Raw genomic sequence first — 12,273 nt, 5'->3', positions numbered from 1 at the left:
CTCCTAGTCTACCAGATGGGCAAATCCCATTTTATCACGGATCTTATCGTGAAGATTTGCAATCACAGCTGGTTTTTCTACTTTTGGAGCATCCTCATGAAGAAGCCAAGTTTTAGCCCAATGCGTCTCTGATACTGAGAATTGAGGAGCCTTTTGTTCGAAGTCAATCTGCATTGCATAGTCAGAACGCAAGGCAAAGGCATCCCCTTTCAGGTCAGTATAAAGTGACGGAGGTGTTCCTGGGATTGAGTAAAGATCCCCTTTATCATCAGCAAGTTGAGGCAAGCTAGACAAGAGACTCCATGTATATGGATGGCGAGGATCATAGAAGACTTCCTCAACAGTTCCATACTCAACGATTTCTCCTGCATACATAACCGCTACCTTATCCGCAATACTTGCCACCACACCAAGGTCGTGGGTGATAAAGATTGTTGTGAAATGGTACTCGTTTTGTAAAGATTTTAGCAAATCAATAATCTGTGCTTGGATGGTTACATCCAAGGCAGTCGTTGGCTCATCACAAATCAAGACATCAGGTCGGCAAGCAAGGGCAATAGCAATAACGATACGTTGACGCATTCCTCCAGAATATTGGAATGGGTATTCATCAAAACGTCTATCTGCATCTGGAATCCCAACCTTATTCATGTAGTCAATGGCCAATTCTTTCGCTTCTTTAGCTGTTTTTCCTTGGTGTTTTACAATAACTTCTGTAATCTGACTACCAATTGTTTTAATTGGGTCCAAACTAGTCATTGGATCTTGGAAGATAGTCGCAATCTTAGCACCACGAATTTGTTCCCAATCCTTGTGAGAAGACAAGGCTGTCAAATCTTGACCACGGTAGTCAATACTACCTTGGGCAATGCGACCATTTTCTTCAAGCATACCTGTGAAGGTCTTTGTCAAAACAGATTTTCCTGATCCTGACTCACCTACCAAGGCTAGTACTTCTCCTTCAAGTAGTTCAAGGGAAACGCCGCGAATGGCTGTCAATACTTTGTCACGAACGTCAAATTCCACGACAATATCGCGAGCAGTCAAAATTACATTTTTTTCTTTTGTCATTTCTACTCCTATCTATGTGTACGTGGATCACTAGCATCCGCTAAGTTTTGACCAACTACGAAAAGCGACAAGGATACCAAGACAAGAGTTGTCAATGGAATCCAGAACAAGTAAGCATTAGTTGTTACGTTTTGTGAATAATCTGAAATCAAACGACCCAAACTTGGCACTGTAATCGGTAATCCAAGACCGAAGAATGACAAGAAGGCTTCGTATGAGATAAAGCTTGGAAGCATTTGAGTCATGGTTGTCACAATAACAGATACCAATTGAGGCATGATATTTTTGGCAACAATCTTCAAGGTTGGAGTTCCCAAAGTACGTGATGCCAAGTTGTATTCCAAATCACGATAGCGCAAAATTTGCACACGGATCATGAAGGCAATCCCGATCCATGTTGTTACACTCATGGCAAAAATCAGATTCCAGAATCCAGCTCCGATTGAGTAAGTCAAGACAATAACAATCAAAAGAGATGGGATGTTTGAGATGACGTTGTAAACTTCCATCATCACGCGGTCAACTGATTTTGAAATTCCCCAAATACCACCGACAAAGACACCGATAACTAGGTTAATCACTGTCGCAATCACTGAAATGAGGATAGAGTTACGAGCTCCGAACCAGACACCGTCAAAAAGAGATTTACCGTTACTGTCTGTACCGAACCAATGCTCAGCATTTGGCTTGATATAGCGAGCGCTAAAGTCGTTTACCTTGCTGACATCATTAAAATCAAACTTAGAAAACATTGGGTAGATGAAACTCATCAAAATGATGGCTACCAAGATTCCCAACATGACTACAGTTGATTTTTTCTTCATAAATTGTCTAAACACTGATCCCCAGTAAGAATAGGCTGGCGCATCAATGGCTTCAGAGGCAAAATCGTCACGTTTTACAAACTGAAATTTTTCTTTATCGATTGTAGACATTATTTGCCTCCTTTCTCAGTCAATTTAATACGTGGGTCAATAATAGTCATCCAAATATCTCCCAAAAGAAGTGAGAAGATAGAAATACATGTAAAGATGAAGACAAGACCAACGACCATAGAGTTATTGGATGCTTTTACAGAGTCAATCAACATTTTACCCATACCTGGGAAGGCGAAGACTGTTTCAGTAAGAGTGGCACCACCGATAACCCCGATAACAGCTCCAGGAATACCTGAAACAAGTGGAACCATGGCATTTTTAAAGATGTGTTTATTTGAAATTTCTTTTTCAGACAAACCTTTAGCACGAGCAAAACGAACAAAGTCTTGTGATTGCAAGTCAATCATGTAACGACGAATCCAAATAGCTGTACCAGGAGCACCCAATAAACCAAGGATAACTGCCGGTAAAACGTAAGAACGCCAATCTCCAGCACCCAAGATAGGGAATGAATCTGGAAGACCGATTGATGATCCAATCAAACGAACGATATAAACTAAGGCAATTGTTGGAAGAGCCATCAAGAAGGTCAAAGCCCCTGTTGAGAAACTATCAATCCAAGTGTTCTTAAAGCGAGCCATAGCTGAACCAAGAGGTACTGCAATTGCATAAGAAATCACCAAACCAATCAATCCGACGACTGCAGAGCTGGCAATCATAGAAGGATATTGGTAGTTGCTTTCAGTTGCAGTATATGGGTCATCTTTCCCATAGTTAGCTACTTCACGAGAATCAGCCTGACTAGGTGATTTGTAGGTTCTTGAGTAAATATTTACAGAAGAAGTTTTCTTACCTGTTGGGAACTGAACTTGAGATGTTTTTGTTTGCCCTTGTCCTTGAGTAATAACCTGTAAAACAGGGCTATTAGCATAGGTTGGATAAGAGTCACCTAAATTAATGTTCACAAAATTTTGATGCACAAACGGGAACTGACTGTTGAAGTACAAGAGATATTTGTGTTTTGTTCCTGAACCGACCAATGACCATCCGATCGCTGGATCGTTTTCGAAACGAAGGTAACGCTTCAAGTCTGGATTTTCAGGGTCTTGAATTTTATTTGTATGATCAATGTCAATCAAGTTAGCATAGAAGTGAAAAACACGTTCAAAAATTGGGATTTCACGAGTAGCGTAGAATTGGCCACTTTCAGTAAATTCTCCCAGGGTCCAACCATGACCGATTTGTTTAATGTATTTTTCATAGATGGCCTTGTTGGTATCATTGGCTTCAACGGTTACAGAAGCATCCATCTGGCTAGCTTTTTCTTGCAACTCTTTGGTATCGTAGTACTCGATATAGCCCATACGCTCATAGACAGTATTCTCATAGTTATCACGTTTATCAGCAGTTGTCGCAATCTTGTTATAGTTGGTATCCTGTTTGAAAATCAATTTTCGAGGAACCATTGTATAGATAATCGTGTAAGTCAAGGTTGTTACTAAGAAGATAGAAACCAATGACCGCAAGACACGCATAAAAATATATTTCTTCATATCGTTTCCTTTTTAAATCCCAAAAGAACCTTCTCCTCATGGAGAGAAAGTTCCCTTGAGAGTTATTTATTTAACGTGTTTAGTCAATTCTTTTTGAACTTTTTCGTTTGATTCTTTTTTCTCTTTGAGCCATTTCTCACGAGCTTGTTCATAATCAGCCTTTGTTACAACTTTGTCTTGTAACTGAATATATTTGAAGTAGAGATTTGAACCTTTGTCTCCAGATTGGCTATAAGAAGCTGAGAATGGTACAACACGAGAAATGAATGGTGCAGCACCACTAGAAGACATAGCTGGTAAGAAGAGTGAACTGTCTGTCAACCAAGCTTGAGCAGCAGCATATTTTTCATAACGTTTGTTAAGATCACTTGTTTCTTTTCCAGCTTCATCAAGCAATTTATCGTAATCTTTCACACCAACTTTAGCTGCAGCTGCATTTGATGGGTCATCATACCCCATATAAGTTTTCGTTTGCTCACTATTAGTTGATTTAAGGATATCAAGGTAAGTTGATGGATCTTCATAGTCAGGATTCCATCCAACCGCACCTGAAAGATCCCAATCCTCAGCTGCCGCATTAGCAGCATAATAAGTCGCATTAAAGAATTCATCTTTAGAAATTTGTTGAATATCGATGACAACATTTTCTTCGCCTAAAACTTTTTCAACTGATTGTTTGAACGACTGAATCCGTGCGACAAAGTTTTTAGAGGTTTGGTCTACTGGAATATCCAAGTGGATAGGGAATTTCACACCTTCTGCTTCCAGAGCAGTTTTAGCTTTAGCAAATTCTGCTTTAGCTTTGTCAGCGTTAAAGAGACCGTCTTGACCATCAGCAAAGTTTACATCTTTCCACTCATCTCCATAAGTCTTAACTTTTTCAGCAACCAAGTCACCGAAAGTTTTTTCGCCTGCAGTCACAAAGTCTGGTTTCACAAATAAATTACGAACTGCGAGAGGAGCACCTTCTTTACCGTTAACTTGAGCAGAATAACCTGTACGGTCAAAGGCAAAGTTCAAGGCTTGGCGGAAGTCTTTGTTAAGAAGAGCTTTCTTAGTAGATGTTTTCTCTTCATCTGTCGTTTTAGATGTATATTTGTAATTTTGTCGATCGATATTTACACCTAAACCTCCAATACCAGCTCCTGATGGAGTGTAGAAAATATTATCCTTGTATGACTCCTCTACCTTTGAGAAGTTTGAACTTGTTGGGTAAAGACGAGCAAAACTATAAGCTCCACTTGTAAAGTTACGCTCAAGTGATTCTTGGTCCGAACCATCAAAATATGCAAGTGTTGCTGTATCTAAATGAACATTCTCTTTATCCCAGTACTGCTCGTTCTTAGCAAATTCGATAGAAGATTTAGCAGTCAAACCTTTGAGCAAGAAAGGTCCATTATATAGCAATGATGTAGGATCTGTCGCTTTAGCAAAATCAGAGCCTTTTGATTTTTCAAATTCTTCGTTTAATGGCCAGAAAATTGAATAAACCATCTTAGAGTTCCAGTAAGGTTCTGGTTGGTTCAAAGTATACTCAAGAGTATAGTCATCAACCGCTTTAACACCTACTGTAGAGAAATCTTTTGAATTCCCAGCCAAATAATCAGATAAACCTTTAACAGAAGTTTCAGCTAGATATAGAGCTTCTGATTTCTTATCTGCCGCATGTTTCAATCCATTCACGAAGTCTTTAGCAGTCACTTCGGCATATTCTTCACCATCGGATGTCATCCATTTGACACCTTTACGAATTTTGTAGGTATATGTCAATCCGTCCTTTGATACAGACCAGTCTTCTGCAACCGCAGGAGTCAAATTCCCATATTTGTCATTTGTGAAGAGGCCATCGATCCCGTTTGAAGTAGCCACTTTCGTACTCTCTTTTCCAGAGATAAGATAGTCCAATGTTTCTGGATCAGCCGAATAGACATAGCCATAAGTTTTTGGAGCTGTCGAATCAGATGATTTTGAATTCCCACAAGCTACTAACACACCCGTCGCAAATAAAGCAACTCCTGCTGCAACAAAGACTCTACTTTTTTTCATTTTTTACTCCTCTTATAAATAAAGTATAGGTTACCATCAATTATACCATAGATTTCAAGAAAAGTAAACGAATTTTCAGAATATTTAGGCTTATTCATACAAAAAAATCTGAAAAGCTGAAAAAACTATTGACTGAAAATGATTTTCAAGGTATAATAATAAACGTTAAGGCGGTATAGCCAAGTGGTAAGGCACGGCTCTGCAAAAGCTTGATCGTCGGTTCAAATCCGTCTACCGCCTTCTATAACTTGATTTTTCAGGTTTCATTTAAACAGAAAGCCCAATTTAAAGGGCTTTTTTCTTTTTTTCTGATAAATACATATAACTGACAAAAATTTTTGGAGCGAATTTGGGGCAGACTTCTTTTTGGGAGACAATCTTTTGATACTCAATGAAAATCAAAGAGCAAACTAGGAAACTAGCTGCAGGCTGTACTTGCGTACGGCAAGGCGACGTTGACGCAGTTTGAATTTGATTTTCGAAGAGTATGAAATCAACTGAAAAAAGCTTTGTCACTCCTCGTGACAAAAGCCTCTAGTTTACTCTGTTTCTTCTTCTATTTCAACTTCGGTAATTTGGACTTTTACCTTGGTAACACGTCCATTTTTCACTTTATCATTGGTTAGGATAAGTTGTTTGTTTTGGCTGACCAATTCATAGCTGAGTTTCTCAGTCGTTGGAATGGTCCCAACTCCTGTCAAATAGTAACCAGCGATGGTATCAACGTCATCACTTTCCAGTTCAACATCAAAGTAGTCATTAAAATCATTGAGATTCATGGTACCTTGAACGATATAAGTATCTTCTCCAATCTTATGGACTTCGATTTCAGCCTTATCTGTTTCGTCATCGATTTCCCCAACGATTTCCTCTAGGAGGTCTTCAAGTGTCACCAAACCAGCCATACCACCATATTCATCTAGCAAGATTGCCATTTGTCTTTGAGTATTGCGCAATTCTTTTAACAAGTCATCCACAAAAATAGTTTCAGGAACAAAAAGTGGATCTTGTAAGATTTTCTTCCAAACAATATTGTCAAAACCGTCCACAAAGCCCGCATTAAGGAGACTCTTGGTGTGAATGATCCCAATCACGTTATCCTTGTCTCCATCATAGACAGGGATACGAGAGAAGTTTTGTTTTAAAATACTTTGGATAATGGCTTGACTATCATCCTGAATATCCACCATAAAGGCATCTGTTCGAGGAACCATGACTTCTCTGGCCATCAATTCATCCAGTGAAAAAATCCCCTGTAACATCTCAATTTCATCAGCATCTAGTGTTTCTTCACTATTGGTCAACATGTACTCAATTTCATCACGGGTCATTTTTTCGTCAGCATCGTCAAAGGTCATAGGAGTCAAGCGACTCAAGAGATTGGTAGATGCAGACAAGAGCCAAACAAAGGGACTAACTAGTTTCCCCAGCCCAATGATAACTGGAGCTGTACGAATCGCCAAAGCATCTTTTAGATTAAGAGCGATTCTCTTAGGATACAATTCCCCAAAAACGATGGAAATATAAGTCAAAAATGCTAAAGATAGAAAACTTGCAACGGCATAAGATGTTTCACCATTTCCAAGCCAAGATGCAATTTCTCGTCCCAGAGTTTCTGCCAAACTCGCCCCAGATAAGATCGTAATCAGGGTAATCCCTACTTGAATGGTTGATAAAAAGTGGTTAGGATTTTCTAGTACCTTGAGCAGACGGATATAGCGTCTATCTCCTTCTTCTGCCTTTTGTTCAACCCGCGCACGGTTAAGTGAAACCATGGCCATTTCTGTGGCTGAGAAAAAGGCATTTAACACCATCAAGATAAACAATAAAACAAATTGTAGCAACAAATTCTGACTACTTGGGTCTTCCATAGTTCTTCTCCTAAAATAGTATCTTGTCACTTATTATATCACAAAAATTAGCTCAGTACATATTATTTTTTCTCAGTGTCTATTCTAGTTATACTTAAATTGTCCAAAAAAGAACTCCTATATCCACAAGTGACATAGGAGTTTATGTTATCTTTTACTGAGTAACCGTTACTTCTCCAGTTCGGTAATCCAGTTGAAGCCCCTTTTGAACATTGGGAACTAGGACATTGAATTCCAATTCTCCATCTGAAGACTTGGCTTCAATCTGTGAAGCTGAAGGAACTAAATCCTCGTTTGAAGCATAATAAAGAGTTACACGGTAACGGACACGCTTGTTTTGATCTAAGGCTTTACGCACCATGCTTTCATAGTAGTTTTGCCCTGTCGAATCCTCAGTTTGCGCCTGATTTGCCCAGGCTGTCTGAACAGCAATATTTTTAGGATTGCTTGTCGAGGCATCAAAACCATCCAAGCCACCGATTAAGGCATAGCCTAACAAGTGACCTCTATCAACCGCATGGGTATAAGTACCCTTTAGATTCTTAACCTGATGCCAGCCTGGAGGAGTCCATGAAGTCGAACCATTCCCAGTTTCTTCACGATTTTTGTACTGGCGAGTAGCCTTAGACAAGAGGGCATTAGCTACGGTTGGCACGGTTTCCTTGCCCACTGTCTTTGTTTTATTATCAGCGTAGGGTTTACTTGAAACCTTGGCATCTAGGTTTGTTTTATTGCCATTGACAATAAAAGCACCTGAGCCATTCCACTCAAGACTCCCTTTTATTTGACTCTTGACTGCGTCTGTTAAGACACTTTCTGCTAATTCTTGACTAGGAGCTTCCGAAGCTTGTTTTTTCTGACTAACCTTAGTTTTAGGACTATTTGCTGTCGTCTGCATCTGCTTGATATAATAGCTCCCTGCAGACAAAAGCAATAACACTAGCAGTCCAATCAGTGTCTGTCTTGTTTTTTTATCCATTTTTCTCCTTATCTCTAGAAAAAGACTGGTTCTCCAGCCTAATTTCCTGTAAATTTATGAATCAATTCCTGCCATTTTGCTGGAGACAGGATAGCCCATGGATCTTGACCCTTGCCCAAAATTCCATAACCTACCATTAAGCCAATTCCTAGGGCTAGAGCACCTAAAAACAGCACCAAAATGACTAGAAGTAAACGCTTGATTACGTAGCTTGATTTCTTATTCATCTTCATCACTTGCCTCAATCCGCTGAATCTTAGCACCTAGCTGCGCTAACTTCTCATGGAAACGGTAGTAACCTCTATCCAAGTGAACCAATTTACCAACTACAGTTTCTCCTTGTGCTACCAAACCTGTCAAAATCAAGGCAGCACTGGCACGAAGGTCAGTTGAAAGAACTTCTGCTCCCTGCAAAGCCTGTCCACCAACAATACGAGCTGTATCACGGATAATTTCCGAGTGCAAGCCCATGCGTCGCATTTCTTCTAGGTGTTGGAAACGATTTTCGAAAACTGTCTCCACCATAGTTGATTCCCCTTTTGCAACGGTCATCAAGGCTGTAAATTGGGCCTGCATATCCGTTGGAAAACCTGGGTGTGGCAAGGTTTTTACATGGACAGCTTTTAGATTTTCCAGTTGAGAGCGAACTCGAATCCCTTCAGTCTCCTCTGTCACTTCCACTCCCATTTCAAGCAATTTGGCTATCAAGGGACGGTTATGCTCCCAGACAGCGTCTTTAATCAAGACATCACCACCAGTCATGGCAGCAGCTACCATAAAGGTTCCTGCTTCGATACGGTCTTGGACTACATTGTGAGTCGTACCATGAAGTTTCTCAACACCGGTAATGGTAATGGTCTCTGTACCAGCACCTTTAACCTTGGCTCCCATTTCATTGAGGAAAATGGCTAGGTCCACAATCTCAGGCTCACGCGCAGCATTCTCAATCACTGTCATGCCATCAGCCAGAGTCGCTGCCATCATCAAGTTCTGCGTAGCACCAACACTTGGGAAATCCATATAGATATGAGCTCCATGTAAGCGATCAGCCTTGGCTTCGATGTAACCAGCTGTCTGACTAATCTTAGCCCCCATAGCTTCTAGACCTTTCAAATGAAGATCAATTGGGCGGCTACCAATGGTACAACCACCTGGCATAGATACCTTGGCATGACCTACACGAGCAAGAATTGGCCCCAAGACAACGATAGATGCACGCATCTTGCTGACATACTTGTAAGGAGCTTCCTCAGTGATATCGCCAGTCGCATCCACCTCGACAAGATGAGCTTCCTCATCAAAATCCACCTTGGCATTCAAACCACGAACCACCTGATTCATGGTGAAAACATCTGACAAAATCGGAACATTCTGCAAGACGGTCTTTCCTTCACTGGCTAGAATAGTCGCTGCCAGCAAAGGTAAGACTGCATTTTTTGCTCCCTCGATCGTAACACTTCCTACCAGACGATTATCGCCACCTTGAACCACAATTTTTTCCATACTTATTTCCTTTGCATTTGATTTTATAATAATCCTCTAAGCGCTTCTTGCCACAACTGATATAGGCTGATAAAGAAAGAACTCATGATATAGCCCATTACAATGCTGAAAAAAGCTACCAATAAACGAACTTTTCCTGTATTCTCAGTTGTCACTTTTAAAACCTTTTCCCATCTAACAAGATTCTTTAAAAGGTAAAAACTCACATAAATAAAGAGCATGTGACTGCTTAGAGTGAATAATAATTGAACCATTTGACTATTATACCATCTTCTCTGTCTGTGCGCTAGTTTGGAAACTTCACTTAAAACTAGGGATTGTTTTTCAAGTAATCAATTGCATCTTGTAGGGTTTTAACAGGCACGATTTTCATATCTGTCTTGATTGTTTTGGCTGCTTCCAGGGCTGTTTGGTAGTTGTTTTTCGCATCCGGATGTGCTTTTTGTTCTTCTTCGCTAACAGGGTTATCAGGGGCAAAGAAAATAGCAGCACCTTCTCTAGCCGAAGCTACAACTTTCTTATCAATACCTCCAATGTCCCCCACATTCCCATCGCGGTCAATGGTTCCTGTACCGGCAACGATACGGCCATTTCGAAGGCCAGGGTCAGCTATTTGGGTATAGATGGCCAGACTAAACATGAGACCAGCACTTGGACCGCCGATACCAGCTGTTGAAAACCGAATTGGGATATCACTGGTCACTTCTGTACGGTCAATCAAACCGATTCCAATCCCATTTTTGCCATTTTCCAAGGTGATAATCTTTCCTTCTGCAGACTTGGTTTGCCCATCCTCTTCATAGGTCACCTTGACAGAATCTCCTAATTTTTGAGAATTGACGTAATCAATCAAGTCTTTGGAACTATCAAAGGTCTGATCATTGACTGCTGTGACCGTATCAGAGATATTGAGAATCCCTTTAAAGGTTGAATTATCTGTCACGTTCAAGACATAAACCCCAAGATATTTTAGTTCAATATCCTTACCAGCTGTTTTTAGTCCTTGATACTTGGCCATGTTTTGTGATGTTTGCATGTAGAATTGATTGATCCGCATAAATTCCACATCGGAAGAACCACCTGTGGTCTCCTGAGCACTACGAATATCTGTAAAAGGCGTCAACCACGCATAAATCATATGGGCTAAAGTAGCATGCTGGACACCAACCGTAACGAATTGATAGGCCCCAGCTTCCTTATCTTCTGTGTCATTGACTTTAAGGACTTGACGAATATCTTCCGAACCACCTGGAACTTCTATATAGTAGGGCAAGGGCACTACAAATGCCAAGAAAGTCACAATCAAGGCCGCAATGACATATAAGGGCCATCTAATCTTTTTTTTCATTTCTTATTTCCTCCAAAATACTCTCGGGAACATAGCAAGCAATATCCTGACCAAACTTCAAAAGCTCTCTAACACTGGATGAACTGAGATAGAGATGTTCAGGTCGACTATGTAAATAAATGGTCTCTAAATTAGGAGACAGCTGATGGTTGTAGTAATCAAAACTGGCTTCATATTGCAAATCCGACGCATTCCTCAAACCACGCACTAGACAAGTAGCCCCCAGTCTTTTTGCGACATCAACCACCAATTCATCATGAGAAAACACGACTTCAACATTCCCCAAATGTTCCAAAGCCTTTTCTAGTCCCCGTTTACGATTTTCGATAGGGAGAAATCCTTGTTTGTGAGGATTAAAAAAAATACCGACATAGAGCTTATCAAAGAGTTTGCTCGCCCGTTCAATGATATCCAGATGCCCATTTGTCATCGGATCAAATGAACCTGTGAATAAGCCAATCTTATCTGACATAGACTGTCACCTTACTAATTCCATAAATTTTTTCCTTCCAGATGCCCAGGCAGGCAATTTCTTCTGGAAGTTCAACGGCCTTATCCGTCTCACACACGACCATGACATCTTCAGAAAAAAGCTCCCTCTCAGCCATTTTTTCAATATCTGCTACGATTTGTTCCTTGGCATAAGGAGGGTCTAAGAAGATGAGGTCAAATTCCCCAGATACCTGTTCCAATGCCCTTTCTGCATCCATCTTGAGGAATTGAAATTTTCCAACTTCCTTGGTCATCTGAATATTTTCAGCCACAATAGCCTGAGCCTTACGGTCTCGTTCCACCAAAACAGCGCTGGACATGCCACGCGATACTGCCTCGATAGATAAACCACCACTACCTGCATAAAGGTCCAAGACTCGTCCCCCTTCAAAGTAGGGACCAATCATGTTAAAAATGGCTCCCCTAACCTTATCCGAAGTAGGTCTTGTCGTCTTGCCTTCTAGTGTCTTGAGGGGACGTCCCCCATAGATTCCTGATACGATTTTCATACCGTTTATTATACCAAATTATG

At 40.5% G+C, this 12,273-nt stretch carries 12 protein-coding genes and 1 tRNA gene; 1 reads left to right on the top strand and 12 read right to left on the bottom strand.

From position 1 onward, the window contains the following. Nucleotides 1-3 precede the first annotated feature (3 nt). The 4 genes from SK637_RS01670 to SK637_RS01655 form a co-directional block, all read right to left on the bottom strand. The gene (locus tag SK637_RS01670) at nucleotides 4-1,071 is read right to left on the bottom strand and encodes an ABC transporter ATP-binding protein (RefSeq protein ID WP_033688123.1); all 1,068 of its coding nucleotides are present in this window, start codon (nucleotides 1,069-1,071) and stop codon (nucleotides 4-6) included. 8 nt (nucleotides 1,072-1,079) lie between these two features. Next, nucleotides 1,080-2,006 carry an oligopeptide ABC transporter permease OppC gene (oppC, locus tag SK637_RS01665; RefSeq protein WP_000103691.1) on the bottom strand — a complete coding sequence of 309 codons (927 nt, stop codon included), beginning with the start codon at nucleotides 2,004-2,006 and terminating at the stop codon, nucleotides 1,080-1,082. After that, nucleotides 2,006-3,502, bottom strand: a complete 1,497-nt coding sequence (locus tag SK637_RS01660) for an ABC transporter permease (RefSeq protein ID WP_033688122.1) — start codon at nucleotides 3,500-3,502, stop codon at nucleotides 2,006-2,008. The genes oppC and SK637_RS01660 overlap by 1 nt, the downstream gene beginning before the upstream one ends. Before the next feature lie 66 nt (nucleotides 3,503-3,568). Then, entirely contained in the window at nucleotides 3,569-5,548 is a 1,980-nt protein-coding gene (locus SK637_RS01655) for a peptide ABC transporter substrate-binding protein (protein WP_033688121.1), read from the bottom strand. Nucleotides 5,549-5,717: 169 nt separating this feature from the next. On the opposite strand from SK637_RS01655, the gene SK637_RS01650 reads away from it, so the two are divergent. After that, nucleotides 5,718-5,788, top strand: a tRNA-Cys gene (locus tag SK637_RS01650). A gap of 299 nt (nucleotides 5,789-6,087) precedes the next feature. Here SK637_RS01650 and SK637_RS01635 read toward each other — a convergent pair. The 8 genes from SK637_RS01635 to rsmD form a co-directional block, all read right to left on the bottom strand. Further along, a complete protein-coding gene (locus tag SK637_RS01635; RefSeq protein WP_033688120.1) occupies nucleotides 6,088-7,419 on the bottom strand; it encodes a hemolysin family protein in 1,332 nt (443 codons plus the stop codon). A gap of 154 nt (nucleotides 7,420-7,573) precedes the next feature. Further along, a complete protein-coding gene (gene endA / locus SK637_RS01630; protein ID WP_033688119.1) occupies nucleotides 7,574-8,398 on the bottom strand; it encodes a DNA-entry nuclease EndA in 825 nt (274 codons plus the stop codon). 38 nt (nucleotides 8,399-8,436) lie between these two features. Then, nucleotides 8,437-8,625 (bottom strand): DNA-directed RNA polymerase subunit beta, encoded by a 189-nt coding sequence (locus tag SK637_RS01625; RefSeq protein ID WP_004241151.1) that lies wholly within the window; start codon nucleotides 8,623-8,625, stop codon nucleotides 8,437-8,439. Beyond that, nucleotides 8,618-9,901, bottom strand: a complete 1,284-nt coding sequence (gene murA / locus SK637_RS01620) for a UDP-N-acetylglucosamine 1-carboxyvinyltransferase (protein WP_033688117.1) — start codon at nucleotides 9,899-9,901, stop codon at nucleotides 8,618-8,620. The genes SK637_RS01625 and murA overlap by 8 nt, the downstream gene beginning before the upstream one ends. Nucleotides 9,902-9,924: 23 nt before the next feature. Beyond that, a complete protein-coding gene (locus tag SK637_RS01615) occupies nucleotides 9,925-10,155 on the bottom strand; it encodes a DUF1146 family protein (RefSeq protein WP_004260552.1) in 231 nt (76 codons plus the stop codon). 56 nt (nucleotides 10,156-10,211) lie between these two features. Then, nucleotides 10,212-11,249, bottom strand: coding sequence for a SepM family pheromone-processing serine protease (locus SK637_RS01610; RefSeq protein WP_033688116.1), 1,038 nt, complete (start codon nucleotides 11,247-11,249; stop codon nucleotides 10,212-10,214). Continuing rightward, complete coding sequence (coaD, locus tag SK637_RS01605) at nucleotides 11,233-11,721, bottom strand: pantetheine-phosphate adenylyltransferase (RefSeq protein WP_033688115.1); 489 nt, start codon at nucleotides 11,719-11,721, stop codon at nucleotides 11,233-11,235. Before coaD ends, SK637_RS01610 begins: the two co-directional genes overlap by 17 nt. Beyond that, complete coding sequence (rsmD, locus tag SK637_RS01600; protein WP_004260538.1) at nucleotides 11,711-12,250, bottom strand: 16S rRNA (guanine(966)-N(2))-methyltransferase RsmD; 540 nt, start codon at nucleotides 12,248-12,250, stop codon at nucleotides 11,711-11,713. Before rsmD ends, coaD begins: the two co-directional genes overlap by 11 nt. Nucleotides 12,251-12,273: the final 23 nt, after the last annotated feature.

Source organism: Streptococcus mitis (genome assembly GCF_000722765.2).
GTDB classification, from domain to species: Bacteria; Bacillota; Bacilli; order Lactobacillales; family Streptococcaceae; genus Streptococcus; species Streptococcus mitis_AQ.
This window is presented reverse-complemented; position numbering and strand designations above follow the sequence as displayed.

Coding starts and splice junctions, on each gene's coding strand:
- SK637_RS01670 (WP_033688123.1), bottom strand. CDS start 1,071: ATGACAAAAGAAAAAAATGTAATTTTGACTGCTCGCGATATTGTCGTG.
- oppC (WP_000103691.1), bottom strand. CDS start 2,006: ATGTCTACAATCGATAAAGAAAAATTTCAGTTTGTAAAACGTGACGAT.
- SK637_RS01660 (WP_033688122.1), bottom strand. CDS start 3,502: ATGAAGAAATATATTTTTATGCGTGTCTTGCGGTCATTGGTTTCTATC.
- SK637_RS01655 (WP_033688121.1), bottom strand. CDS start 5,548: ATGAAAAAAAGTAGAGTCTTTGTTGCAGCAGGAGTTGCTTTATTTGCG.
- SK637_RS01635 (WP_033688120.1), bottom strand. CDS start 7,419: ATGGAAGACCCAAGTAGTCAGAATTTGTTGCTACAATTTGTTTTATTG.
- endA (WP_033688119.1), bottom strand. CDS start 8,398: ATGGATAAAAAAACAAGACAGACACTGATTGGACTGCTAGTGTTATTG.
- SK637_RS01625 (WP_004241151.1), bottom strand. CDS start 8,625: ATGAATAAGAAATCAAGCTACGTAATCAAGCGTTTACTTCTAGTCATT.
- murA (WP_033688117.1), bottom strand. CDS start 9,901: ATGGAAAAAATTGTGGTTCAAGGTGGCGATAATCGTCTGGTAGGAAGT.
- SK637_RS01615 (WP_004260552.1), bottom strand. CDS start 10,155: ATGGTTCAATTATTATTCACTCTAAGCAGTCACATGCTCTTTATTTAT.
- SK637_RS01610 (WP_033688116.1), bottom strand. CDS start 11,249: ATGAAAAAAAAGATTAGATGGCCCTTATATGTCATTGCGGCCTTGATT.
- coaD (WP_033688115.1), bottom strand. CDS start 11,721: ATGTCAGATAAGATTGGCTTATTCACAGGTTCATTTGATCCGATGACA.
- rsmD (WP_004260538.1), bottom strand. CDS start 12,250: ATGAAAATCGTATCAGGAATCTATGGGGGACGTCCCCTCAAGACACTA.